Source organism: Streptomyces echinatus, from assembly GCF_014203595.1.
In the GTDB taxonomy this organism is placed as follows: Bacteria; Actinomycetota; Actinomycetes; order Streptomycetales; family Streptomycetaceae; genus Streptomyces; species Streptomyces echinatus.
This window is the reverse complement of sequence record NZ_JACHJK010000010.1, coordinates 118146-143982: the sequence shown is the minus strand read 5'-3', so window position 1 is coordinate 143982 and position 25837 is coordinate 118146. Positions and strand designations below refer to the sequence as shown.

The window sequence follows — 25837 nt, the reverse complement described above, 5'->3', positions numbered from 1 at the left end:
GCGGACGCCCGACTACGGTCCCGCGAACTCCGCTCCCGCGTCCCGCAGCCGCTCGTGCAGCCCCCGGAAGACCTCCGCCGAGCGGACGCCCGGCCAGTCGGCGGGCAGCAGATGGGTGGGCAGGCCCGGGTCGGTGTAGGGGAGATGACGCCAGGAGTCGAGGGCGAGGAGGTAGTCGCGGTAGGCGTCCCCGGGCGGAGTGTCCGCACGGCGCTCCCAGGCGCGCAGCACGGGCTGGTGCGCGCCCAGGAAACGCTCGTGCTCCTTGGCGATGGCGGCCAGGTCCCACCAGCGGGCCACCGCCTCGGCCGTGGGCGCGAAACCCAGGTGCTCGCCGCGGAAGAAGTCCACGTACGGGTCCAGGCGCAGCCGGCGCAGGGTGTGCTCCGTCTCCTCGTGCAGGCGGGCCGGGGCGATCCACACCCCGGGGGCCGCGGTGCCGAAGCCCAGGCCGGCCAGCCGGGACCGCAGCACGTGCCGCTTCTGCCGCTCCGACTCGGGGACCGAGAACACCGCGAGCACCCAGCCCTCGTCCGCGACCGGCACCCCGGCGTAGATGCGCCGGTCGCCGTCCTCCATCAACTGGCGTGCCTCGGCCGAGAGTTCGTACCCGGCCGCGCCGGACTCCGTGCGGGCCGGCAGCAGCAGACCGCGCCGCTTGAGCCGGGAGACGGAGGAGCGCACCGAGGGCGCGTCCACCCCGACCGCGGCCAGCAGCCGGATCAGCTCGGCGACGGGCACCGGGCCGGGCATGAAGCGGCCGTACGCGCCGTACAGCGTGACGATGAGGGACCTGGGGGCGTGCTGCTCGGACACGTTGATCATTTTAGGTCGTCGGCATCACTGCCGGTCACCTTCGGTGCGCAGGAGGAACCGCTGCAGCTTGCCGGTGGCCGTGCGGGGCAGCGCGTCCAGGAAGACGAACTCGCGCGGGCACTTGTAGGGCGCCAGCTCGGAGATGAGGAAGGCGCGCAGCGCCTCCGGGTCGCGCGGGGCTCCGGCGCGCAGCACCGTGTAGGCCACGACCACCTGCCCGCGGACCTGGTCCGGCCGGCCGACGACCGCCGTCTCGGTCACGTCCGGGTGGCGCAGCAGCGCGTCCTCCACCTCCGGTCCGGCGATGTTGTAGCCGGCGGAGATGATCATGTCGTCGGCGCGGGCGACGTAGCGGAAGTAGCCGTCCTCGTCGCGGACGTAGGTGTCGCCGGTGACGTTCCAGCCGTCCCGGACGTACTCGCGCTGCCGCGGGTCGGCGAGGTAGCGGCAGCCGACGGGGCCGCGGACGGCCAGCAGGCCGGGCTCGCCGTCGGGCAGGGGCTTGCCGCCGGTGTCCTGGACGCGCGCCTGCCAGCCCGGTACCGCCATGCCCGTGCTGCCGGGCCGGATCCGGTCGTCGGCGGCGGATATGAAGATGTGCAGCATTTCGGTCGCGCCGATGCCGTTGATGATGCGCAGGCCCGTGCGGTCGTGCCAGGCCCGCCAGGTGGCCGCGGGCAGGTTCTCGCCGGCCGACACGCAGCGTCTGAGGGAGGAGACGTCGTGCCCGCTCAGCTCTCCCAGCATGGCGCGGTAGGCGGTCGGCGCGGTGAAGAGGACCGAGACGCGGTGGTCGGCGATCGCGGGGAGCAGTTGCCGGGGGCCGGCCTGTTCCAGGAGCAGGGTGCTGGCCCCGGCCCGCATCGGGAAGACCACCAGGCCGCCGAGCCCGAAGGTGAAGCCGAGCGGGGGGCTGCCGGTGAAGACGTCGTCCTGGTGGGGGCGCAGCACATGCCGGGAGAAGGTGTCGGCCGTCGCGAGCACGTCCCGGTGGAAGTGCATGCACCCTTTCGGGCGACCCGTGGTGCCGGAGGTGAACGCGATCAGGGCCACGTCGTCGGCCGCGGTGTCCACCGCGGCGAAGGGGGCGGCGGGAGCCGGGCGGCGCAGCAGGTCGTCGGGTGTGTCACCGCCGTACGTCGTGATCCGCAGCCCGGGTATCCCGGCCTTCGCCAGGTCGTCCACCGCCCGGATGTCGCACAGCGCGTGCCCGACCCGCGCGATCTCGCACATGGTCGCCAGCTCGTGCGGCCGTTGCTGGGCCAGCACGGTGACGGCGACCGCGCCCGCCTTCAGCACGGCCAGCCAGCAGGCGGCCAGCCAGGGCGTGGTGGGCCCGCGCAGCAGCACCCGGTTGCCCGGGACCACGCCGAGGGGCCCGGTGAGCACGTGCGCTATCCGGTCGACCCGGGCGCGCAGCTCGCCGTAGGTCCACGCGGGGCCCGTCGGGGTGCGGAACGCCGGGCGGGCCGGGTCGGCGTGCCCCAGCAGCTCCGCCGCGCAGTTCAGCCGATCGGGGTAACGCAGTTCCGGCAGGTCGAACCGCAGCTCCGGCCATTCGTCCGGCGGGGGCAGATGGTCGCGCGCGAAGGTGTCGACATGGGCCGAGAGATGCATGGCGGTCCGCCCCCTTGCCGTGACAGATGTCCGGACGGGCTTCCTGGTGGGCTCGCGCTCCCCCTGAGGGGCGACCACCAGCGTATCGTGTTGGTGACGGCAGTCAACTGTGCGCGATAACGTCGGGAAGCCAGGTGGGGAGGGGCCCGCCTCGGAAGGCGACGGGGGAGGCCGGGCCGGCCGCCCCGGAGGGAGGACGGCTGTGTCCGCATTCTCACTCGCACCGGAGCAATCCGCCTGGTGTGCCGAGCTGCGCGAGCTGGCCGCGAAGCGGCTGGGTCCGCTCGCCGACGAGGGCGAGCCCGGCCGCGTCAACCGGCCGCTCCTCGCCGAACTCGGCCGGCTTGGCCTGCTCGCGCGGCTGTTCGGCTCCGGCGCGCTGGACCTGTGCCTGATGCGCGAGTCCCTCGCCCAGGCCTGCACCGAGGCCGAGACCGCGCTCGCGCTCCAAGGACTGGGCGCCCACCCCGTGCACGCCCACGGCACCCCCGCCCAGCGCGAACACTGGCTGCCCCGGGTCGCCGACGGCAGCGCGGTCGCCGCCTTCGCGCTGAGCGAGCCCGGAGCCGGCTCGGACGCGGCGGCGCTGGCCCTCGCGGCCGAGCCCGACGGCGACGGCTGGCGGCTCACCGGCGCCAAGTGCTGGATCTCCAACGCCCCCGAGGCCGACTTCTACACCGTCTTCGCCCGCACCACACCCGGCGCCGGAGCCCGCGGGGTGACCGCCTTCCTGGTCCCCGCCGACCGGCCCGGACTCACCGGCAGCGCCCTGGAGATGCTCTCGCCGCACCCCATCGGCGCCCTCGGCTTCGACGCCGTGCCCGTCACCGCCGCCGATGTGCTCGGCGAGACCGACCGCGGCTTCGCCGTCGCCATGGGCACCCTCAACCTCTTCCGCCCCAGCGTCGGCGCCTTCGCGGTCGGCATGGCCCAGGCCGCGCTGGACGCCACCGTCGGCCACACCAGCAGGCGCGAGGCGTTCGCCGGCCGGCTGATGGACCTGCAGGCCGTGTCCCACCAGGTCGCCGAGATGGCCCTGCGCACCGAGGCGGCCCGGCTGATGGTGTACGCGGCGGCCTCGGCGTACGACGCGGGGGCCGAGGATGTGCCCCGGCGGGCCGCGATGGCCAAGCTGCTCGCCACCGAGACCGCGCAGTACGTCGTCGACGCCGCCGTCCAGCTGCACGGCGCCCGTGCCCTGCGCCGCGGCCACCTCCTGGAGCATCTCTACCGCGAGGTGCGCGCGCCCCGTATCTACGAGGGCGCCAGCGAGGTCCAGCGGGGCATCATCGCCAAGGAGCTGTACGCCACGGCGCGGAAGGAGGCCCGGTGACCACCGAACGCGTCAACCCGCCGGAGCTGTCCCCGCCGACGGGCTTCTCCCACGCCGTCGTGGCGTCCGGTTCCCGCGTGGTGTTCCTCGCGGGACAGACCGCCCTCGACACCGACGGCAAGATCATCGGGAACACGCTGCCCGAGCAGTTCGGCACGGCCCTCGGCAACCTCCTCACCGCCCTGCGCGCGGCCGGCGGCACCCCCGCCGACCTCGCCCGGGTCACCGTCTACGCCACAGACGTCGCCGCCTACCGCACCCACGCGCCGCAACTGGGCCGCATCTGGCGGGAGTCGGCGGGCCGCGACTATCCCGCGATGGCCGTCGTGCAGGTCGTGCGGCTGTGGGACGAGCGGGCGCTGGTGGAGCTGGACGGGTTCGCCGTACTGCCGTAGACCCGCGGGGCCGGTCCGGCCGCGTCCGCAGGCCCGCGGGCGGGTCGGGCCCCGGGCCGTGCGGGCCCCGGGCCGTGCGGGCGCGGGGGCCGCGCGTCTGCCGGGACAGGACCGGACGGTGTCATGACGCGCCACCGATGGAGTGACGGTCACGCCTGCCGACTCGGCCGCCCAGTACCAGTGGAGGCCCTCGATCCTGGAACCGGGAGACACCCCATGCCCGTACGTCCTGTCATCGCCACCGCCCTCGCCGCCGCGGCCCTTGTGTGCGCCGCCGTCGGCCCGGCCGGCGCCGACCCCTCCGAGCTCATCACCGTCGACCCCGTCGGCCTGATCGCGTCCGACGGAACGGTGACGCTCTCCGGCAGCTACCGCTGCGTCGGCGGCACCGGGCCGGTGCTCGTCAGCTCCTCGCTCAGCCAGGCGGACCCCGGTCTGAGGCACGGCATCGGCGGCAGCACCGCCCGCTGCGACGGCGCGGAACACCGCTGGGAGAACTCCGGCAAGGCCACGCCGGAGGTGCTGAAGTCGGGGGCGGCGCGGGTTGAGGCCACCCTCATGGAACTGCGTCCCTCCGGGATCCTCGTGCTGCCGGTCCTGCACGAGGCGACGGACCGGGACATCACGCTCGCCCGGAACGGCGCGTTGCCGGCGTCACCGAAGGCGTCGGCGAAGGCAGGGGCCAAGAAGTCGCCGAAGACCCCGGCCAAGGCATCGCGCAAGGCAGCCGCCGAGAAGCCGGCGAAGGTGCGCGGCAAGTCCGCCCGCTGAGCCGCGTCCGCCCGGACACCCCCTGTTCAGGCGCCGATGCCGTCCCGGTCCGGCGGAGCCGTCCTCCGTCGGACCACCGGGCCGTCCGGCCGGCGCAGGGCGGCGACGAACTTGTAGCGGGAGCCGCGGTAGACCGAACGCACCCACTCCACCGGGGTGCCCTCCGCGTCCCGCGAGTGCCGTGACAGCAACAGCATCGGCAGCCCCACGTCGGTGCCGAGCAACTGCGCCTCCCGCGGGGTGGACAGCGAGGTCTCGATGGTCTCGTCGGCCTCGGCGAGATGGACGCCGTACACCTCGGCGAGCGCGGTGTAGAGCGACGGACAGGTGGCCAGCGAGCGGCGCAGGCCGGGGAAGCGCCGGACGGACAGATGGGTCGTCTCGATCGCCATCGGGTCGCCGCTGGCCAGCCGCAGCCGCTCGATGCGCAGTACCTTCTCGCCGATCCCGATGCCCAGCAGCCCCGCCAGCTTCTCGTCCGCGGGGATCTCCCCGGTGTCCAGCATCTGCGAGGCCGGGGAGAGGCCCTGGGCGCGCATGTCCTCGGTGTGCGAGGTGAGTTGCAGCGTGCGGTAGAGCTTGGGCTGGGCGACGAAGGTGCCCTTGCCCTGGATCCGGTCGAGCCGGCCCTCGCCGACGAGTTCCTGGAGCGCCTGCCGGACGGTGGTCCGCGAGGTGCCGAACCGGACGGCGAGCAGACGTTCCGCGGGCATGGCCGAACCGGGCTGCAGCGCCTCGGCCATGGAGAGCAGCTGCTGTTTGATCCGGTAGTACTTCGGCACGCGCGCGGTGCGGCCGGGCGCCCCCCTGTGCGGCTGGGCGCTGCTGACGTCGGTGGTCATGCCTGCCTTCCCGGCTGTGTCGATGGGCTCCCGTTATAGCGACCAACTGCCCTATGGTCTAGTCCAACTGAACGCACCGGGCGAATGGGACGGAATGCGGACGGGAGCACTCCGGTGACTTTCTCGTAACGGCCTGGACCGGCTTCCCGAACCACCCTTGACACTCCAAAAGGTCTAGGCCAAGCTCCACCGTACTGGTCTACACCATTAGTGGCCAGGTCCCGAGCCCTTACGTGCAACAGCGTCGTACGCAGGTCACCGCCGAGGGCGTGGGGGGTTAGTGGCATCCCTGAGGAGGGTGGCGTGAAGCGCAAGCTTGCGGCCGCGATCGTGATCGCGGGCATGATGGTCTCCGTGTCGGCGTGCGGCGGGGACGACGGCGACGACAGCGGCAAGAACGCGGGACCGGACAGCTTCAAGGGTCAGACCCTGACGGTCTGGGCGATGGACGGCTCCACGCCGGACCAGTGGGTCAAGGACGTCACGGCCGCGTTCGAGAAGAAGACCGGCGCCAAGCTGAAGTTCGAGACGCAGAAGTGGGACGGGATCCAGCAGAAGATCACCACCGCCCTCTCCGAGTCCAACCCGCCGGACGTGCTGGAGGTCGGCAACACCCAGACCCCGGCCTACGCGGTCACCGGCGGCCTCGCCGACCTGAGCGACCTGAAGAGCGAGATCGGCGCCGACTGGACGCCGTCCGTCTCGCAGTCCTCCGTCTACGACGGCAAGCAGTACGCCGCGCCCTGGTACTTCACCAGCCGTGTGGTCATCTACAACAAGAAGATCTGGGCCAAGGCCGGCATCAAGGACATCCCGAAGACCCGGGACGAGTTCTTCAAGGACCTGGAGACCATCGGCAAGAAGACCGACGCGGAGCCGCTCTACCTGCCGGGCCAGAACTGGTACCTCTTCGACGGCATGATCATCGGCCAGGGCGGCGACCTGGTGAAGAAGGAGGGCGACAAGTACGTCTCCAACCTCGGTGACGCGAAGGTCGCCAAGGCCATGGAGGTCTACAAGAAGTTCCAGTCCTACTCCAAGGCCCCCAAGGACAAGGACGAGGCCAACCCGCAGCAGGCCGAGGTCTTCGCCAAGGGCAAGACCGGCGCCTTCATCGGCATGGGCTGGGAGGCCGGCACGGCCGTCACCGCCAACAAGGCCATCGAGAAGGACCTGGGCTACTTCCCCATCCCCGGCGAGACCGCGGCCAAGCCCGAGAGCGTCTTCCTCGGCGGCTCCAACCTCGCCGTCGCGCAGGGCAGCAAGAAGCAGGCCCTGGCCAAGGAGTTCCTGAAGATCGCCCTGTCCGACCAGTACGAGGGCGAACTGGCCAAGCTCAACGGCGTCATCCCGAACAAGAAGGCCCTGGAGAGCAACCTCAAGGGCAACGCCGTCGCCGAGGCCATCGCCCCGGGGGCCGCGGTCGGCGGCACCACCCCGCTGATCCCCGAGTGGGGCGCGGTGGAGAACACCCCGAACCCGATCAAGGCCTACATGACGGCCGTGCTGAACGGCAAGTCCCCGGCGGACGCCGCCAAGCAGGTCGAGGCCGAGATCAACAAGCGCCTGGCCCAGGAGAACTGATCACCCGCCGGGGGCGCCGTCACGACGCGCCCCCGGCTCCATGCGCCGCACGCACGCCCGGCACATGGAGTTCGTACGGCCACGGGAGAGATGGCAACTCATGTCAGTGCAGACCGAAGGCACGGACACGGCCGGGGGGCCCGCTGTCCGCAAGGCCCGGGTACCGGCGCCGCGGGGTGAGACCCCCGCCCCCGGCACCCCGTCCCGCCGCGGGGCCGCCGCCCCCTACCTGCTCCTGCTGCCCGCGCTGCTGGCCACCGTGGTCTTCCTCGGCTGGCCCCTGGTCAAGAACGGCATGCTGTCGTTCCAGAACCTCAACCCGCGGCAGCTCATCCAGCACCTCACCGAGTGGAACGGCTTCGACAACTACCGGGATGTGCTGTCCGAGGCGGAGTTCTGGCACGTCGTCGAGCGCTCCGTCCTCTTCACCGCCGCCAACGTCGTCCTCATCATGGTGCTCGGCACCCTGACCGGACTGCTGCTGGCCCGGCTCGGCAAGCGGATGCGGCTGCTGCTCCTGGTGGGCCTCGTCCTGGCCTGGGCGATGCCCCCCGTCGCCGCCACCACCGTCTACCAGTGGCTGTTCGCCCAGCGCTTCGGCGTCGTCAACTGGACGCTGGACAGGCTCGGCTGGCACTCCATGGCCGACCACAACTGGCTCAGCAGCCAGTTCTCCACGTTCGCCGTGGTCCTCCTGCTGCTCGTGTGGGGGTCGGTCCCGTTCGTGGCGATCAACCTGTACGCCGCCACCACCACGATCCCCAGGGAACTGTACGAGGCCGCGTCCCTGGACGGCGCCGGCGCCTGGAAGAGCTTCACCTCGGTGACCCTGCCCTTCCTGCGGCCCTTCCTGTACGCCACGACGTTCCTGGAGGTCATCTGGATCTTCAAGTCGTTCACCCAGATCTTCGCCATCAACGAGGGCGGCCCCGACCGCCTCACCGAGACCCTGCCGATCTACGCCTTCGTCGAGGGCGTCGGCAACCAGCACTTCGGGGTCGGCGCGGCGATCTCCTTCCTGACCATCCTGGTCCTGCTCGTCATCACCGCGTACTACCTGCGCATGGCGCTCAAGCAAGAGGAGGACGAGCTGTGAAGCGCTCGCTCTTCGGCCGTATCTGGCCCAACGCGACCGCCGTCGTCCTCTTCGTCGGTTTCGCGTTCCCCGTCTACTGGATGTTCGCGACGGCCTTCAAGCCGACCGGCGACATCATCTCCGAGAACCCGGTGTGGTTCCCGACGGACGTCACCTTCGACCACTTCAAGAAGGCGGTCGACGCCGACCACTTCTGGACGCTCGTCCTCAACTCCGTCACCGTCACGGTCCTGTCGGTCGTCTTCTCGCTCGTCATCGCCCTGTTCGCGGCCTTCGCGCTCGCCCGGATGCGGTTCCGGGGCCGGCGCGGGCTCATCGTGACCTTCATGCTGGCGCAGATGGCCCCCTGGGAGGTCATGATCATCGCCATCTACATGATCGTCCGTGACAACGACATGCTGAACAGCCTGGTCCCGCTCACCGTCTTCTACACGGTGATGGTGCTCCCGCTGACCGTCCTGACGCTGCGCGGCTATGTGGCCGCCGTGCCGAAGGAGCTGGAGGAGTCGGCGATGGTCGACGGCTGCACCCGCACCCAGGCCTTCGTCCGGGTCATCTTCCCGCTGCTGGCCCCCGGCCTGATGGCGACCTCCCTGTTCGGGTTCATCACCGCCTGGAACGAGTTCCCGCTCGTCCTGATCCTCAACAAGGACGTCGAGAAGCAGACCCTGCCGCTGTGGCTGTCCCAGTTCCAGACCGCCTTCGGCGACGACTGGGGCGCCACGATGGCCGCCTCGTCCCTGTTCGCGCTGCCCATCCTGATCCTCTTCATCTTCCTGCAACGCAAGGCTGTCAGCGGTCTGACCGACGGCGCCGTGAAGGGATGACCCCGCCGATGACCACCATCGCCACCACCGCATCGGGCAGCGGCTCCGCCGCGGGCGACACCCTCACCCGTGATGCCCTGGCGGTGCTGCAGCCGGGATTCGACGGCACCACCGCCCCCGACTGGGTGCGCCGCCGCATCGGCGAGGGCCTCGCCTCCGTCGCCCTGTTCGGCCGCAACGTCGTCAGCGAGGCCCAGGTCACCGCCCTCACCGCCCAGTTGCGGGCCGAACAGGACGACCTGCTGGTCGCCATCGACGAGGAGAGCGGCGACGTCACCCGCCTCGACGTGCGCACCGGCTCCTCCTTCCCCGGCAACCACGCCCTCGGCGCCGTCGACGACCCCGGCCTCACCCGGGCCGTCGCCCGCGAGCTCGGCCGCCGCCTGGCCGCCTGCGGCGTCAACTTCGACTGGGCGCCCTCCGCCGACGTCAACGCCAACCCCGACAACCCCGTCATCGGCGTCCGCTCCTTCGGCGCGAGCCCCGGCCTGGTGGCCCGGCACACCGCCGCCTGGGTCGAGGGCCTGCAGTCCACCGGCGTCGCCGCCTGCACCAAGCACTTCCCCGGACACGGCGACACCAACGTCGACTCCCACCACGCCGTCCCCCGGATCGACGTCGACGCCGACACCCTCCACGAGCGCGAACTGCCCCCGTTCCGCGCGGCGATCGCCGCCGGCACCCGGGCGATCATGAGCGCCCACATCCTCGTCCCGGCCCTGGACCCGGACCGCCCCGGCACCCTGTCCCGGCGCATCCTCACCGAACTGCTGCGCGGCGAACTCGGCTACCAGGGCCTGATCGTCACCGACGGCATGGAGATGCGGGCCATCGCCGGCCCGTACGGCCTGGAGCACGGTGTGGTCCTCGCGATCGCGGCCGGCGCCGACGCCATCTGCGTGGGCGGCGGGCTGTGCGACGAGAAGACCGTGCTGAGCCTCAGGGACGCCCTCGTGACCGCCGTACGCTCCGGTGAACTCCCCGAGGAGCGGCTCGCCGACGCGGCCGCCCGGGTGCGCGATCTCGCCGCCTGGACCGCCGCGTCCCGCGGTCACGCGGAGAAGACCGAGCCCGACCCGGAGGTCGGTCTGGCCGCGGCCCGCCGCGCGCTGACCGTGACCCGGGCCGGCGCCGCCGCCGCGGTCACCGGACCCGTCTACGTCGCCCAGTTCAACCCGGCCCCCAACATCGCCGTCGGCGACCAGACCCCGTGGGGCGTCGCCGCCGAACTGGAGCGGCTGCTGCCCGGCACCGGCTCCGGCTCCTTCACCGGCGACGACGCCGGTGCCGCCGTCCTCGCCGCGGCCGGCGGACGCCGGATCGTCGCGGTGGTCCGCGACGAACACCGGCACGACTGGATGCGCTCCGGGCTCGACACCCTGCTGGCCGCCCGCCCCGACACCGTCGTCGTGGAGATGGGCCTGCCGCAGGCCGCCCCGCGCGGCGCCCTGCACATCGCCACCTACGGCGCCGCCCGCGTCTGCGGGGTGGCGGCGGCCGAGGCCGTCCTCGCCGGCTGACCCACCCACCCGGCCGCCCGCGCCTGCCCGCGGGCGGCCGTACTCCTTGCCTCCCGCGGAACCCGGTGGCCCTTTCTCGCGCCCCGCCGCTTGCCACCGGCACATGTCTCACGTCCGACCCCAAGGTGTTGTCGTCCCGACCAACCCCGGAGTGAACGCATGCCCGAGCCCGCCCCCTACCTCCACCGAGCGGCGACCGGCCGCCCCTACTTCAGCGCCGACGGCGAGACCTACCTCGCCCCGACCCCCCTGCGCGACCTGCGCAAGACCGAGCCGCTGCGCGTGCTGTCCGAGGAGGACTTCGCCTTCTGGCAGACCTACGGCTACGTCGTCGTACGCGAGGCCGTCACCCCCGGCGAGGCCAAGGCCCTGCTGGACTTCGCCTGGCGGTTCCAGGGACTCGACCCCGACCGCCCCGGCACCTGGTACGAGGAGCCCGCGTTCCGCTCCGAACTCGACCGGCACCTCTACATATACGGCTTCGTCGAGGCCTACCACCACCAGTTCATCTGGGACAGCCGGCAGAGCCGACGGGTCTACGACGCCTTCGTGGACGTGTGGGACAGCCCGGAGCTGTGGGTCACCCTGGACCGGCTCAACCTCAACCCGCCCAACCGGCACACCCGTTCGCGCTCCCTGATCGAGCCCACCGACGAGGGCTTCGACATCGAACTGCACTGGGACGTCGACACCACCCTCGCCGTGCTGCCGCAGCGCGTCCAGGGCATCATCGCCCTCAACGACACCCGGCCCGAACTCGGCGGCTTCCAGTGCGCCCCGGAGCTGTTCCGCCGCCTGGAGGAGTGGCGCGTCGCCCAGCCGCCCGGCCGCGACCCGGTCCGCCCGAACACCGACCGCGCCGAGTTCCCGGTGGTCCGCCCCGACCTGCAGGCCGGCGACCTGCTGATCTTCAACGGGCTGCTCGCCCACGGCGTGGCACCGAACCTCTCCGACAACGCTGTCCGAGCCGTCCAGTACCTGTCGATGATGCCCGCGCTGGAGGAGCACACGGCCCTGCGCGACTCCCGCGTGGACTCCTGGCGCACCCTCGCCACCCCCGACTGGAACGGCACGCTGCTCGGCGACGCCCGCGAACCGGAAGCCCTCCGCTACGGCCCCGCCGAACTCACCGACCTGGGGCGCAGACTGCTCGGCCTCGACTCCTGGGCCACGGAAGGCGCCCGGTGAACCGGATCTGCCTCTGCCTGCCCACCAACCGGGCCTGCTCCGCCACCCTCACCGCCCTGCACGCCGAGGCCGGCTACGCCGCCCGCCGGTTCGGTGCCGACGTGCACCTGCTGATCCTGGACTCCGCCGACGACCGCACCCGGGCCGCGCACACCCGCACGGTCGCCGCCCTGCCCCCGCAGGCCGGCGTGACCGTCCGCCACCTCGACGAGGAAGCCCAGCGGGACTTCCTGCGCCGGGCCGTCCGGCGGGCCGGCCTGCCCGAGCCCGGCCGGCTGCTCCGTCTCATGCTCCCGTCCGCCGTCTCCTACGGCGCCTGCACCAACCGCGCCTTCCTGCTGGCCGCCGCCCTCGGCTGCGACTCCGTGCACCGCCGGGACTCCGACAGCACCTACCAGACCCATGCCGGACAGCCGGTGTTCCCCGTCCACCACGAGCTGCCCTGGCTGGGCCGCCCGGCCGCCGAGGTGTCGGCCGCGGTCTCCCGCACCGACCTCGACCCGGCCCACACCGGACGTCCCGTGTCGCTGGCCGGCGCCTCCTTCATCGGTGAACTCTCCGTCGACATCGGCGAGATGAGAAGCCTGGACGAGGGCGTCTACCACGACGTGGTCGGCCTGTGGGCGCCCGCCGACGCCTCCGCGGAGCAGCGGCGCGCACTGGTCGAGGAGTCCTTCACCGGGGCGGGCACGGCCCCCTTCACCGGCGACCACTCCACCCTGGCCCTCGTCGACCCCATGCGGATCGACATGTGCAACATCGCCCTCCACCGCGACGTGTACGAGGTGATGCCGCTGCCCCCGGCGACCGACACCATCGGCAGCGACTACTTCCTCACCCACCTGGTCCACGACGCCACGCTCCCCGGCATCCTGCACAACCGGCACATCGAGAACTTCTACACCCCGGAGCGCCGCACCGACGCCGGCTTCCTCGCCTACCAGACCCGCTTCGTGAAGTTCCTGCTGTCGATGCTGTACTTCCATCACGTCTACGACCGGATGGCCACCGAGGGCGCCGGCCTGCTGGACGACCGGCAGCGGGTCCGGCCCGACCGCGTCGTGGAGTTCCTGCGGGAGAGCACGAGCCTGGACCGCGCCGAGAACATCTGGCGACTGGACCGGGTCGACACCGCGTACCGGAAGCTGGGCGGACGGTACGCGGCCTTCGCGGACCGACTCGCCACGCAGCGGGACCGCTTACTCGATCAGGCCGAGCAGGACATCCACGACTTCGCCCACCTGACCGAGGCGTGGCCGACCCTGATCAAGGCGGCCCGCACATGACCACCCCGCACACGGGCGCCCCGAAGGGGCGCGGGGCCCGTTCTGATCTGCGGCTACCGCCGGGTGGGCGCGACCAGCGACAACAAACCCGCACCCGCGCGACGGCATTCCCCGGCACCCCCCTAGGCACCCTCGGCCACCACCTAGCCGCATCCGAGACCGACCGCGTCATCTACGACCTCACCGGCATAGAGCACCAGTACGACACCCTGCTGGCAGAACTCCCCGGTACGGACATCCGCTTCGCCCTCAAGGCCTGCCCCGTCGACGAAGTCCTCCGCTGCCTCACCGAGCGCGGCGCCGGCTTCGACGCGGCGAGCCCCGCCGAGATCAGGCAGGCACTGAGCGCCGGCGCCCCCGCCGACCGCATCCACTACGGCAACACCGTCAAGTCCGACCACGACATCGCCGAGGCCCACCGCCTGGGCGTCCGCACCTTCGCCACCGACAGCGTCGAGGACGTCACCGCGATCGCCGCACACGCCCCCGGCGCCCGGGTGTTCTGCCGCCTGGCCACCACCGGCGAGGGCGCCCTGTGGGGCCTGAACCGCAAGTTCGGCTGCGCCCCCGAGGACGCCGTCCGCGTCCTGGTCACGGCCCGCGCGGCCGGCCTCGTCCCGGCCGGTCTGTCCGTGCACGTCGGCTCCCAGCAGATGACCGGCGAGGCCTGGCAGCGGGCCCTGGACTCGCTCGCCGAGACGCTCGTGGCGCTGCACGGGCCGGGCATCGCACCGGACCACGTCAACCTCGGCGGCGGCCTGCCCGCGCGCGGCTACCTCGACCGGCGGGGCAACCCCCTCGACCCGCCGCTGGACAAGATGTTCGCGGTGATCCGCGAGGGCATGGAGCGGCTGAACGGCCTGACCGCCGCCCCGCTCCGCCTCGTCATGGAGCCGGGCCGCCACCTGGTCGCCGACCACGGCGCCGTCCGGGCCCATGTGTACCGGCTGACCGAGCGGGCCCAGCCCGACGGGACCCGCGCCCGCTGGCTGTACCTGAGCACGGGCAAGTTCAACGGCCTGTACGAGATGGACCGGATACGTCACCGGCTGGTCTTCCCCACCCGGGCGGACGACGTCGGCGAGGACGACGAGGCGTACGTGCCGGCCGTCGTCGCGGGCCCCACCTGCGACAGCGACGACGCCTACGGCGACGGCCGGCACCCGGTGCGCGTGCCCCGCGCCCTGGCCTCCGGCGATCCGGTCTGGATCCTGTCCGCCGGCGCCTACGCCACCAGCTACACGACCCAGGGGTTCAACGGTATCCGCCCGCTGCCGTGCGTCTGCGCACGCGCCCCGGAAGGACAGCACTGACATGAGAGACCTGATACGGGGCATCACCGAGGCCGACTGGCCCCAGCTCGTGGCCCTGGAGAGCGAGGCGTACGCGAACCTCTCCCTGGCCGAGGGCGAGCGGCTGCTGCGCTCCCGGGCCCGCGCCTCGGCCGGCACCTGCTTCGTCCTCGATCTCGACGGCCGGCTCGCCGGCTATGTCCTCGCCCTGCCCTACCCCCGGTTCCGCTGCCCCGACCTGGCCCGCCCGGAACAGGCCGTGCACCGCACCACCAACCTGCACCTGCACGACCTGGTGGTGAGCGCTCCGCTGCGCCGCCGGGGGCTCGGCACCCGGCTGGTGCGCCATCTGACCGGGGTGGCCCGGGCCCGCGGCTTCGCCACCGTCTCCCTGGTCGCCGTCGCCGGCAAGGAGCCGTTCTGGCGCGCCAACGGCTACCACGCGCACCCGGCGGCCCCGGTCCCGCCCGACTACGGCGGCGGCGCGGTCTACATGTCGGCCCGGGTGGCCGCCGTACCCCACCCGTACCAGGGCCGGGAGGCCGTCTGATGTCCGAGCCCGCCTTCCCGCGCGCCAAGTGGTCCATCGCGGCGCTGTTCTGCTTCCTCGGCCTCCAGTACGGCACCTGGATCTCCCGCCTGCCCGCGCTGAAGACCCGGCTGGACCTGGGCGCGGGCGAGGTGGGCCTCCTGCTGATGGCCTGCGGGGCCGGCGCGGCGGCCTCCTTCCCGCTGGTCGCCGTCCTGATGCGCCGGCTCGGCTCCCGGAGCCTGTCCCTCGCCTCCGCCGGATGCCTGATCGCGGTCCTGGCCGCGCTGTCCGCCGTACCGAACTACCCGCTGGCGCTGCTCGCCGTGTGCGCCGACGGAGTCGCCGTCGGCTGTCTCAACGTCGCCATGAACGCGCAGGGCGCCGCGCTGGAGAAGGCGTACGACCGCACGGCGATGTCCCAGCTGCACGCCACCTTCAGCGCCGGTCTGCTCGCCGCCGCCCTGCTGGCCTCCGGCGTCACCGCGCTGACCGGATCCGTCCCGGCCCACTTCACGGTCGCCGGGGCCCTGCTGCTGCTCCTGCTCGCCGGCGCCCGGCCCGGCCTGCTGACCCACCGGGAGCCGGGTTCCGCGGGCGCGGACGAGCCGAAGCGGAGCGTCCGCCGCGCCCTCACCTCCGGCACGACCCTCCTCATGGGCTGTGCCATGGCCTTCGGCACGGTCACCGAGGGCGCGATGAACGACTGGTCGACGCTCTACCTGAAGGACGTCGTCGAGGCGTCGGCGAGCGTCGCGCCGCTCGGCATCGCGGTGGTCTCCGTGATGATGCTCCTGGCCCGCGTGTGCGCGGACCGCTGGCGCACCCGCTGGGGTGACGGCCGCGTCGTGCGCACCGGCAGCGCGGTGGCCGCCGCCGGCCTGGCCCTCGCCCTGCTCACCGGCGGGGTGGTGCCCACGCTGCTCGGCTTCGCCCTCGTCGGCCTCGGCGCGGCCGCCGTCACCCCGTGCGTGTACGTGGCGGCGGCCGAACGCGGCTCCGACGCCCTCGCCCTGGTCGCCGCGATGGGTACCACCGGTCTGCTGGGCGGGCCGGCGCTGATCGGCTTCGTCGCGGGCGCGGCCGGCCTGACCCTCGGCATGGCCACGGTGGCCGCCTCGGCCCTGATCGTCACGGTGACCGCCTTCTGGATCCCGTGGCGGGCCAGGGCCGCCGTGCTCGTGGACTCCTGAGCCGGGGGAGGGGCCCCGGGCACGGTGCCCGGGGCCCCTCTGTGGACCGCCCAGGGCCTCCCTACGGCCTTCTGCGGTGCTCCGGCGTCCGGGACGACGCGGACTTCTCGTCCCAGGAGGACTCCAGACCGGCGGAGTCGAGAAGGTGCTCGCCGTAGAGGTCCTGCAGCCAGTTGGTCTGGTAGATCGTGTCGAGGTAGCGCTCGCCGAGGTCGGGCGCGACGGCCACCGCGGTGAGGTCGTGCCGGTCGTGCTGCGCCAGCCAGTCCGTCGCCGCGCTGACCACCGTCCCCGTCGAACCGCCGAACAGGAAGCCCCGTCGTGCCAGGCGGTGGCAGGTGCGGATGGTGTCGGCCTCCTCCACGCGGATCACCTCGTCCACGTACGACTCGTCGAGCAGCGGAGGACGCATGCTCATGCCCAGGCCGGGGATCATCCGGCGGCCGGGCTTGCCGCCGAAGGCCACCGAGCCGACGCTGTCCACGGCGACGATCCGCACCGGCCGGTGCCACTCGCGGAAGTAGCGGGCGCAGCCCATCAGCGTCCCGGCCGTGCCCGTCCCCAGGAACAGCACGTCCAGGCGCGGGAACTGGCCGGCGATCTCCGGCGCCGTGGTGCGGTAGTGCGCCCGCCAGTTCCCGGCGTTGGTGTACTGGCTGAGCCACACGTACCGGTCGTCGGAGGCGCACAGCGAACGGACGTACTCGAGCCGCGTGCCCAGGAAGCCGCCGTTGGCGTCCAGGTCGGTCACCACGTGGACCTGGCTGCCGAGGGCCTCCATCAGCAGCTTGGTCGACAGATTGCACCGGCAGTCGGTCACGCACAGAAACCTGTATCCCTTGCTCGCCGCGATCATGCTGAGCGCGACGCCCAGGTTCCCGGAGGACGACTCGACGAGGATGGAATCCGGTGTCAGGCTTCCGTCCCGCTCGGCGCTCTCCACCATCTCGTTCGCGGCCTTCAGCTTGATGGAGCCGGCGAAGTTGAAACCCTCGCACTTGAGGTAGAGGCGGTATCCGAATATCGACGCCAGATCGACGAAGAGGCTTCCTTCGTTGAAGGCGTGGGGTGCGGAGATGACGGGCACGGCAGGCCTCCTGATACCAGGGCTACGGCCTCAGCCGTGCCGGCGCAAATCGTGGAAGAAGTCGTCGATGAGGCGGAGCTGACCCGCCCGGGCCACTTGGTCGTAGACGTACTTGCCGACGGCCAGGTCGAGGACGCCGAGGCCGAAGGGCGAGAAGATCACCGGCTGGTCGTGCGGCGGGGCGGCACGGCCCAGCATGACGTCGTTGAGGGTGCCGTTGAGGAAGTCACGGTTGCCCGTGCGCTGCTCGACCAGGTGCGGTGAGGTGTCCGCCTTCAGGCAGTGCTCGACGTCGTCGACGAAGTTCGCCGACTCGAGCAGGACCTCGGGGGCGAGGTCGCGCAGGGACACGTGCAGCACCAGCGGGTTGTGCTTGAACCAGCCCGGCGTCGTGACGTGGGGCCGGCCCGCGACGGTGGCGAACACCACCAGGTCGCTGGAGCGGATGAGGTTCTCCGCGCTGTCGTGGACGGTGACCGGCTCCGGGGCACCGGTCTGCCGCAGGTAGCCGCAGAAGCCCTCGGCACTGTCGGCGGACACGTCGTGCACGCCGATCGCGTCGAACGACCAGCCGGTGCGGGCCAGGAAGGTGTGGATGTAGCGGGCGATCAGGCCCGTACCGCAGAACCCGACGCGGCGGGGCCGGGGCCGGCCGCGGCTGAGCCAGTCGGCGGCCAGCGCGGCGGACGCGGCGGTCCGGGTCGCGCTGATGATGGAGCTCTCCAGGCAGGCGAACGGGTAACCCGTGTCGTGGTCGTTGAGGATCAGCACCGCGGAGGCCCGTGGGAGCCCGGCGCCCACGTTCTCCGGGAAGCTGGAGATCCACTTCAGCCCGTCCACGCGGACGGACCCGCCGATGGAGGCCGGCAGCGCGATGATCCGGGCCGTCGGACGGTCGGGGAAGCGCAGGAAGTACGACGGCGGGTTGACCGAGTCCCCGGCACCGTGCAGCCGGTAGGTGGCCTCGACCAGCTCCACGAGCTCTTTCTCGCTCCCCTCCAGCGCTCTTTTCACCTGCTCACCGGAGATCACCGCGAAGCTCGGAACCGAGGGCGGTTCGGATCCCGCGGTGTGGGCCGTGCTGGACAGCAGATCGGTCATCGTCCGCTCCCTTCGGCGGGGCTGCCGTCGGCCAGGCGCCGCGGCTCGGCCATGCCGACCAGGACCCGGCGCTCCCCGGTGAACGGCTCCCTGCTGTGCGCGGTGCGGATGTTGTCCACGAGCATCAGGTCACCGGCCTGCCAGGGCTCGCGCCGGGTGTGCTCCTCGTACGTGACGTTGACGGTCCGGACGACGTCCTCGCCGATCGCGGTGCCGTCCCCGTAGCGGGTGTTGAACGGCAGCCCATCGGCGCCGTACTCGTCCACGAGGTACTCGCGCACCTCGGGGGCCAGCGTCCACTCGTTGAGGAAGGCGATCTGGTTGAACCAGCAGCGCCTGCCCGTGAGCGGGTGCCGCACGACGGCCGCGCGGCGCTGCTCGGTGCGCAGGGAGCCGTCGGGCCGCCAGCTGAAGTCGATGGCGTGGGAACGGCAGTAGCTCTCGATCGCGTCGCGGTCGTCGGTGCCGAACGACTCCGCCAGGGACGCCCCGATCTCCTCGTTGTAGGTGCGGGTCAGCAGCCAGCCCTCCCGCTCGAACCGTTCCGTCAGCTCGGCGGGCAGGGCCCGCAGGACCTGCTCGGCGTCGGCCACCGCCGTCGCCCCGCCCTCCTCGGGCGCGGTCAGGCACGCGAACAGCATCAGGCCGGGCACCTCCACCGGGTAGCTCAGCTCGTGATGCATGCACATGGGCTGGTTGGCCGGCCAGGGCGTGGAGGAGTACAGCCCCGGGCCCTCGGCCTCGCGGGGCGCGAACGCCTCCGTCTCCGTCATGAGCCCGCCGGACAGGCGCCCGAGGACGGCACCGGCCCGGTCCACGTCCTTCAGGCCGAGGCCGCGCACGATCAGCGCCCCGTGCTCGGTGACCAGTGCGCGCAACGCCTCGCGGTACTCGGCCGCCCAGCTCGCGGTGTCATCCGGCGGGTCGACGCGCAGCAGCGCGGGCCGGTCCGGCCGCAGCTCCACGTCGAGCGGTGCTGCCAGGGATGAGGACGGCATCTCGGTTTCCTTTCGGGTAGCCCGTCGGGTGGAGGAACGGGCCTCAGGTGGAGGCCAGGGGTACGGCCGCGCTCAGGACGGCCTGCGCCGCCTCGGCCGGGCGGGTGCGGAGGAAGTAGTGGCCTCCGTCGGCCAGCTCGTGCAGATCGACGTGCTCGGCCAGGAGCAGCCAGTCGCGGTGACGTTCGGCATGACCGGCCGTGTGCGGGTCGTCGGCGGCGACGACCACCGAGACGGGCACCGACAGCTTCACCGGCGGCGGGGATTCCAGGGCAGCCAGGAAGTAGCGGTGCGCGGCCACGCAGTCGTGCCGGTAGGCGGCACCGATGTGCTCGGCGTGCCGCTCGTTCAGTTCGGCGAGCTCCGTGTAGCCGCTGTCCGCGGTCAGCCCCGCCGCGATCTCCGCGTCGTCGCGTCTCGTCAGACCGGCGATGGCGGCGCTCCGCTCGGCGGCGGTGCCGAGCAGCTGCGCGCCGAGGAACACCCGCGTCACCCGCACGCCGTGCTCCTGGAGCCGCCGGGCCGTCTCCAGGGCCGGTGCCGCGCCCGAGGAGTGGCCCCACAGCATGACCCGGGTCAGGCCGCGGGCCACGATCTCGGCGGCGACCCGGCCGGCCACCTCCGCGATCGACGCGAACGGCTCGCGACGCTCCGCCAGGTCGTGACCGGGCAGGTCCACGGCGAGGACCGTCAGGCCGCCGCCCGCCAGGGCCGACGCCATGGGCCGGTAGTTGACGGCGTTGCCGCCCGCGTACGGGAAGCACACCAGGGCGCTGTCCGGCGCACCGCCCGCTTCCGAGACGGGCTGCAGCAGCTCCGTGCGCCGCCGGGCGGTGCCGTCGAGGACGGCGGCCAGGTCGGCCAGCACCGGGTGGCGGGTGATGTCCTTCAGGGAGACCGCGCGGTCGAGGGCGACGCTGAGTCTGACGGCCGTCAGGGAGGTGCCGCCGGAGTCGAAGAAGTGGTCCGTCCGGCCGATCCGGTGCTCGGGCACGCCCAGCAGCTCGGCCCAGGCCGCCGCCAGCCTCCGCTCGGTCGGGCCGAGAGCCTCCCGTGCCGCGCCGTCCCGCTCGGCGGCCGGCGCGGTCCGCGCGGCCTGTTCGGCCTGTTCGGCCTGTGCCGTCAGGGCCTTGCGGTCGATCTTGCCGTTGGGGGTCAGCGGCAGGCCGTCCTGCCAGTGGAAGGCCGAGGGGACCATGTAGGCGGGCAGCGCCGCCGCGAGCGCCTCGCGCAGCACCTCAGGCTGGTGCCGCCGGCCGGTGTGGAAGGCGATCAGGTGCTTGTTCCCGCCACCGCGCTCGACGACCACCACCGCACCGTCCCGCACCCCGTCCACCCGCAGCAGGGTGTTCTCGATCTCGCCGATCTCGATGCGGAAGCCGCGGATCTTGACCTGGTTGTCGCGGCGGCCGAGGAACTCCAGCTTGCCGCCGGGATGCCAGCGGCCCCGGTCGCCGCCCAGGTAGAGCCGCTCGCCGGGCCGGTACGGGTCCGTGCGGTAGGCCTCCCGGGTCCGCTCGGGGTCGTTGACGTATCCCCGGCCCACGCAGATGCCGGAGAACGCGATGAGCCCCGGGGCGCCCAGCGGCACCAGCGACAGACGCTCGTCCACGACGTAGACGCGTACGTTGTTCACCGCACGGCCCAGCAGCACGCGGTCGGGCACGCCCTGCAGCACCTCGTGGTTGGTGTCGTCCGAGGTCTCGGTCAGACCGTAGGCGTTGAGCAGCCTGATCCCCGGCTGGATCGCGAACCAGCGCTGGACCAGCTCCCGCTTCAGCGCCTCCCCGGTCACCGACACGCACCGCAGGTCCGGCAGCTTGCGGGGGCGCTGCTCCAGGTACGAGACCACGACCTCCAGGTAGGAGGGCACGACCTGGGCCACCGCGACCCGGCCGTGCTCCAGCGTGTCGACGAACCGCTCCACGTCCACGACCACGTCCTGGCCGACCAGCAGGGTCCGCCCGCCGACCAGCAGCGCCGACACCAGCTGCCACAGTGAGATGTCGAAGCACTGCGGGGCCGTCTGCGCCACCACCGACCCCTCGCCGATGCCCAGGTCGTCGATCTTGGCGTAGAGGTGGTTGAGCATGCCCGCGTGCTCGCACATCGCCCCCTTCGGCTCACCGGTGGAGCCGGAGGTGAAGTAGATGTAGGCCAGCCGCCCGGCCTCGACCCGGATCCCCGGGTCGTCGTCGGCGTGCGGTTCGGCGTACGCCGTCTCGACCGGCAGCTTCTCGGTTCCCGGCAGGTCCGCCAGCGCCTCGTCGAGGGTCTCGGTGCTGCCGGACTCGGTGAGGACCAGCCGGCAGTCCGCCCGTGACAGCATGGCCGCGATCCGGCCGGCCGGGAAGTGCGGCTCGATCGGCAGGTACGCGCCGCCCGCCTTGAACACCGCCAGCGTCGCCGCCAGCCAGTCCAGGTTCCGTTCGGTGACGACGGCGACCACGCCCTCCGGACCCAGCCCGCGCTCCAGCAGCGCCCGCGCCAGCCGGTTGGCGCGCGCGTTGAGCTCCGCGTACGTCCACTCGTGCTCGCCGTGCACCGCGGCCACCGCGTGCGGGTGCGCCCGTACCCGCTGCTCGAACAGCTCGTGCGCGCGGGCGTCCGGCAGCGCCCGACGGGGTCCCGCCAGCCCTTCCAGCTGCTCACGCACCTCGCCGGCCGACAGCAGGCTCTGCTGGGCGTGCTCGGCGTCCGGGCCGGCCGCCAGCAGGCGGAGCGCCTTCAGGTGGTAGCCGCCGATCCGGGTCGCGCCGTCGGCGTCCAGCACGTCCGTGCGGCAGCGCAGGCGCAGCACCAGCCGTCCGCCCCGGTCGCACCAGCGCACGTGCAGCACCCCGTCGTCGGCGTGCGCCTCGTCGGCACCCATGGGGCCGAACACCACCTCGTAGGCGGGCTCGGTCACCCCCAGTTCCCGCCGCAGCTCAGCCACCGGGAACTCCCGGTGGGCCAGCACGTCCGCCTCGGCCCGCTCGGCGGCCGACACCAGGGCCCGCCAGGACCCCGCCGGCACCTCCAGGCGGCACGGCAGCGGCTCGCCGCGTACTCCGGCGGTGTAACCGGTCACCACCTCGTGCTCACCCGACAGCGCGGCCAGCACCTTGGCGTGCGCCGCCAGCAGCAGCGAGCTGAGCGGCAGTCCCGAGCGCCGCACCAGGGCGCGTACCGAGGTCGCCACGTCCTCCGGGACCGGCACCTCCTGCTCCAGCGTGCCCGGCACCGGCTCCCGGACCCAGCGCGGCACGGCGGTGCCGCCGCCGGCGGTCAGTACCCGGCGCCAGAATTCCCGGTCGGCTTCCACGCGCGTTCCCATCGATGGCCTTCCTCAACTCGTGGCAGCCGCGGTGGCGCCGGTCGCTTGCACGGCACGGCCCGGACCGCCGGGCCGGCTGCCGGCCTCGGGCATGTCCACGGCCGGGTTGCCGCCCCAGTGCGCGTTCGGGGGGACCTCCTCGCCCTTCATGAGGAAGGAGTCGGGGGCCAGCACCGAGCCGTCGCCCATGGTCACGCCGTAGTGCACATGGGCGGCGACGCCCAGCGTGCATCCGGCGCCCAGCGTGATGCCGTCGGACTTGAAGGTGCCGTCCTCTTGCGAGTGGCACTGGATCTTGGTGCCGGCGTTGAGGGTGCACTCGTCGCCGATGACCGCGAGGGTCCGGTCGGTCACGTAGCAGCCGTCGTCGAACACCCTGCTGCCGATGCGGACGCCCATCAGGCGCCAGACGAGAGCCTTGAAGGGTGTGCCGTTGAAGATGTTCAGCCAGTGCGAGGGGACCTTCCACAGGCGCTCGATCTGCCAGAACCTGCGGTCGTAGATGGAGCACAGCTCGGGTCTCAGCCTGCGGAACCTCAGCAGGCAGCGTTCCAGCAGGATGTAGTACGCGGTGGACAGCGCCAGTGTCAGCGCCAGATAGACGGCGATCACGACGTCCCCGATCACGCCGTACAGGTCGATGGAGGCGAGGGCGAGCAGGGTGAGCCCGAAGGTGTGCAGCCAGCGTACGAACAGCATCAGGGCCATCGAGCGGAGGTTGTACCGGTTCTTCGCGGCGAGACGGGTGCGCAGTGTCTCGCCCGACCTGAGGTGGTCGAACCGTGAGTCGCGGTCCACCGAGCGCGGAATCTCGAAGGACGGCGAACCGAGGAGCCCCACGCCTTCGCGGACCTCGCCGTCGAGGGGAATCATCACCTTCGTCGCGAGGAGGCAGTTGTCACCCGTCCTGCCGCCCGCGGGATAGGCAATGTTGTTGCCCAGGAAATTGCGCGGCCCGATCGTCACCCGGGAAAGCCGGAAGGACGTACTGGAGTAGTCCGCGTTGACCACGGAAAGACCGTCGGCCACCATCGTTCCGGTGCCGACGGACACCAGCAACGGAGTTTCGTGCCCCATTTCCGTGCCGAAATTGGATCCGGTCTGCTCGATCCGTGACAAATCATATCCGATCGCGCGCAGATAGTGCACGATGTAGGAGCTGTCACCGAAGAGCCAGGCGAAGAACTTGATGTTCGTCAGGCGGGCCGTCGCCCGGTGCGCCGCGTAGCGGAATCCGTAGAGCGGATAGGTCCGGTCGGGCTTGACGACCAGTCCCACCAGCCGCGGAACGGCGTACAGCGCGACCACGGCCAGTACGACGAAACCGCAGAACAGGGCGAGGGAGACGGCGAGCGCGTCGGTGATCAGTTGGGACCGGGACAACGCGGCCGTCTCCGGATCGAGCCGCTTGCCGACAGCCGGTACCTCGGTGAAGAACATGTACACGCCGCCGATGGCGAGCGGGACGTACAGGAAGATCATTTGCAGCATGGTGACGAGGCCGAACCAGGCCCGGCGTCCGGTGCCGACCTTGGCCGGAGCGATCCGCAGGTAGTCGATGTGCGTGGGCTCCGCCGGGGATCCGTGCCAGTGCCGGCCGTCCGGCACCGCCTGGCCGCGGTGCAGCGAGGAGGTGTGGCCGAGCTGTGCGCCGTCGCCCATCGAGGTGTCGATGTCCAGGACGGTCTTCTCACCGATGTACACGTCCCGGCCGAGCGTGACCGGGCCGGTCTGGATGAGGCCCGCGTGGGCCCGGTAGCCCAGGAAGAAGGACTCCTTGCGGATCACCGTCCCGGCGCCGACCGTCAGCAGGTCGGTGCAGACCGGGACGGAGCGGGAGAGGATCGTGACCCCCTTGCCGATCCGTGCGCCGAGGGCCCGCAGGTACAGCACGTACAGCGGCGTGCCGGCGAGGAACACCATCGGATTCGCGTGCAGGAGTGCCTTGACGAACCAGAAGCGCAGGTACGTCAGGCCCCAGATGGGGAACTCGCCAGGTTTCCACCGGCCGATCAGAAGCCATTTCGCCACGACCGGGAAGGCGCACAGCGCGAGGAAACCGCCGCTTCCGAAGACGAGCGACCGCAGATAGATCTCGAGCGCGCCCGAACCGGCGGCGATCCACTCGTATCCGGCGGCCGTGACGAATCCGGAGACCAGCGAGTACACGAGGAAGATCAGCAGTTGGGAGGTTCCGCACATCAGATGGGTCAGCCGGCTCGCGCGGGTCACCCGGACCGGTGGCACCACGGGTGCCGGTACCGGTGTCCCGTTCGCCGTACCGGTGGCCGGGGCGGCCGGCGCGAGGGCCGCCGTCAGGCTCCGGATCGTGGGGTGCCGGTAGATGTCCCTGATGGAGGGAGAGGGCAGATCGGGATTCTTCCGCAGCCGGGCGCAGAACTGGGCCATGACCAGGGAATTGGCTCCGAGGTCGGTGAAGAAGTGACTCTCGGCCGGAACATGTTCGGTGCCGACGAGTTCGGCGAGCGCTGCCGCGAGTTTCTTTTCGGTCTCCATGCTGCCGGGACCGGTGTCGCTCAGGGAGACGGCAGGTTTACCCGGCCCTGATATGGGGACCTCGGAGGATTGCTCCACCATTCGAGCTCCTGAGGACGTGTGGATATTGTCAGCCGGCCGGATCTCTGATCACCAACCGCCTGTTTCAGTCTGTACAGGCAACCAGAAGGCTGCCACTTAGCGCGGCACCCCGGGCGAGCCCGAAATACGCGCCGAGTCCGTGTCCCTTGGTATTACTACGAACCAGGACGCCTGATGGTTCACTCGAACAGCGGCCCCCGCACGACGGCGCGGACCCCGACAGCCCACCACACCTCACCACGTCTCGCCCAGGCCTCTGACCTGCGGTGGCGGTGACGCTCGGGCTTCTGACCAGGGAATTTGAGGACGGGCGGCCGCAGCCCCGCGAAGTGACGACATTTTCCGGTCGAGTAAAAGACCCGTAACTAGTTTCACCCTGAAAGAACGTGAGGGAATTCGCGCTCGGACGGCGCCGTGGGGACGGGCTCATGAAGGGCGGAGACCGGGC

Annotated in this window: 19 protein-coding genes and 1 pseudogene; 12 read left to right on the top strand and 8 right to left on the bottom strand. The window is 71.9% G+C overall.

Annotated elements, in window-relative coordinates:
• Positions 1-12: 12 nt before the first annotated feature.
• Complete coding sequence (locus tag FHS34_RS26515; RefSeq protein WP_184969817.1) at positions 13-825, bottom strand: PaaX family transcriptional regulator; 813 nt, start codon at positions 823-825, stop codon at positions 13-15.
• A 15-nt stretch (positions 826-840) separates the two neighbouring features.
• A complete protein-coding gene (locus FHS34_RS26510; protein ID WP_376773107.1) occupies positions 841-2514 on the bottom strand; it encodes an AMP-binding protein in 1674 nt (557 codons plus the stop codon).
• A gap of 121 nt (positions 2515-2635) precedes the next feature.
• Between FHS34_RS26510 and FHS34_RS26505 the strand changes: the two genes are divergently transcribed.
• The 3 genes from FHS34_RS26505 to FHS34_RS26495 all read left to right on the top strand — a co-directional run bounded on the left by FHS34_RS26505 (position 2636) and on the right by FHS34_RS26495 (position 4932).
• The gene (locus FHS34_RS26505; protein WP_184969813.1) at positions 2636-3766 is read left to right on the top strand and encodes an acyl-CoA dehydrogenase family protein; all 1131 of its coding nucleotides are present in this window, start codon (positions 2636-2638) and stop codon (positions 3764-3766) included.
• Positions 3763-4161, top strand: coding sequence for a RidA family protein (locus tag FHS34_RS26500; protein ID WP_184969811.1), 399 nt, complete (start codon positions 3763-3765; stop codon positions 4159-4161). The genes FHS34_RS26505 and FHS34_RS26500 overlap by 4 nt, the downstream gene beginning before the upstream one ends.
• Positions 4162-4377: 216 nt before the next feature.
• Positions 4378-4932 carry a DUF6299 family protein gene (locus tag FHS34_RS26495; protein ID WP_221509484.1) on the top strand — a complete coding sequence of 185 codons (555 nt, stop codon included), beginning with the start codon at positions 4378-4380 and terminating at the stop codon, positions 4930-4932.
• A 26-nt stretch (positions 4933-4958) separates the two neighbouring features.
• Here the strand turns inward: FHS34_RS26495 and FHS34_RS26490 are convergent, their stop codons facing one another.
• Entirely contained in the window at positions 4959-5774 is an 816-nt protein-coding gene (locus FHS34_RS26490) for a GntR family transcriptional regulator (RefSeq protein WP_184969809.1), read from the bottom strand.
• A 303-nt stretch (positions 5775-6077) separates the two neighbouring features.
• Here FHS34_RS26490 and FHS34_RS26485 point away from each other — a divergent pair, with 303 nt between their 5' ends.
• The 9 genes and pseudogenes from FHS34_RS26485 to FHS34_RS26445 form a co-directional block, all read left to right on the top strand.
• Positions 6078-7358, top strand: a complete 1281-nt coding sequence (locus FHS34_RS26485) for an extracellular solute-binding protein (RefSeq protein ID WP_184969807.1) — start codon at positions 6078-6080, stop codon at positions 7356-7358.
• A gap of 100 nt (positions 7359-7458) precedes the next feature.
• Positions 7459-8454 carry a carbohydrate ABC transporter permease gene (locus FHS34_RS26480; RefSeq protein ID WP_184969805.1) on the top strand — a complete coding sequence of 332 codons (996 nt, stop codon included), beginning with the start codon at positions 7459-7461 and terminating at the stop codon, positions 8452-8454.
• On the top strand, positions 8451-9281 hold the full coding sequence (locus tag FHS34_RS26475) for a carbohydrate ABC transporter permease (RefSeq protein WP_184969803.1): 831 nt from the start codon (positions 8451-8453) through the stop codon (positions 9279-9281). Before FHS34_RS26480 ends, FHS34_RS26475 begins: the two co-directional genes overlap by 4 nt.
• An 8-nt stretch (positions 9282-9289) precedes the next feature.
• Positions 9290-10801 carry a glycoside hydrolase family 3 protein gene (locus FHS34_RS26470; protein ID WP_184969801.1) on the top strand — a complete coding sequence of 504 codons (1512 nt, stop codon included), beginning with the start codon at positions 9290-9292 and terminating at the stop codon, positions 10799-10801.
• 159 nt (positions 10802-10960) lie between these two features.
• On the top strand, positions 10961-11989 hold the full coding sequence (locus tag FHS34_RS26465) for a phytanoyl-CoA dioxygenase family protein (protein ID WP_184969799.1): 1029 nt from the start codon (positions 10961-10963) through the stop codon (positions 11987-11989).
• Entirely contained in the window at positions 11986-13275 is a 1290-nt protein-coding gene (locus tag FHS34_RS26460) for a DUF6271 family protein (protein ID WP_184969797.1), read from the top strand. Before FHS34_RS26465 ends, FHS34_RS26460 begins: the two co-directional genes overlap by 4 nt.
• Positions 13272-14588 (top strand): type III PLP-dependent enzyme, encoded by a 1317-nt coding sequence (locus tag FHS34_RS26455; protein WP_184969795.1) that lies wholly within the window; start codon positions 13272-13274, stop codon positions 14586-14588. Before FHS34_RS26460 ends, FHS34_RS26455 begins: the two co-directional genes overlap by 4 nt.
• 1 nt (position 14589) lies before the next feature.
• Positions 14590-15117: a GNAT family N-acetyltransferase gene (locus FHS34_RS26450; RefSeq protein WP_184969793.1), complete on the top strand. Its 528-nt coding sequence runs from the start codon at positions 14590-14592 to the stop codon at positions 15115-15117.
• A pseudogene (locus tag FHS34_RS26445) lies at positions 15084-16289 on the top strand (MFS transporter); the annotation flags it as partial. The gene FHS34_RS26450 and the pseudogene FHS34_RS26445, both read left to right, overlap by 34 nt.
• Before the next feature lie 61 nt (positions 16290-16350).
• On the opposite strand, the gene sbnA reads toward FHS34_RS26445, so the two are convergent.
• Genes sbnA through FHS34_RS26420 form a run of 5 tightly spaced genes read right to left on the bottom strand, consistent with a single transcriptional unit; the run spans position 16351 to position 25389 of the window.
• Positions 16351-17376 (bottom strand): 2,3-diaminopropionate biosynthesis protein SbnA, encoded by a 1026-nt coding sequence (gene sbnA, locus FHS34_RS26440; protein WP_184969789.1) that lies wholly within the window; start codon positions 17374-17376, stop codon positions 16351-16353.
• Positions 17377-17406: 30 nt separating this feature from the next.
• Positions 17407-18477, bottom strand: a complete 1071-nt coding sequence (gene sbnB / locus FHS34_RS26435) for a 2,3-diaminopropionate biosynthesis protein SbnB (protein WP_184969787.1) — start codon at positions 18475-18477, stop codon at positions 17407-17409.
• Positions 18474-19475 (bottom strand): TauD/TfdA family dioxygenase, encoded by a 1002-nt coding sequence (locus tag FHS34_RS26430; RefSeq protein WP_184969785.1) that lies wholly within the window; start codon positions 19473-19475, stop codon positions 18474-18476. The genes sbnB and FHS34_RS26430 overlap by 4 nt, the downstream gene beginning before the upstream one ends.
• A 43-nt stretch (positions 19476-19518) precedes the next feature.
• Entirely contained in the window at positions 19519-22791 is a 3273-nt protein-coding gene (locus FHS34_RS26425; protein ID WP_184969783.1) for a non-ribosomal peptide synthetase, read from the bottom strand.
• A 12-nt stretch (positions 22792-22803) separates the two neighbouring features.
• Positions 22804-25389, bottom strand: coding sequence for a Pls/PosA family non-ribosomal peptide synthetase (locus tag FHS34_RS26420; RefSeq protein ID WP_184969781.1), 2586 nt, complete (start codon positions 25387-25389; stop codon positions 22804-22806).
• Between the last annotated feature and the right edge of the window lie 448 nt (positions 25390-25837).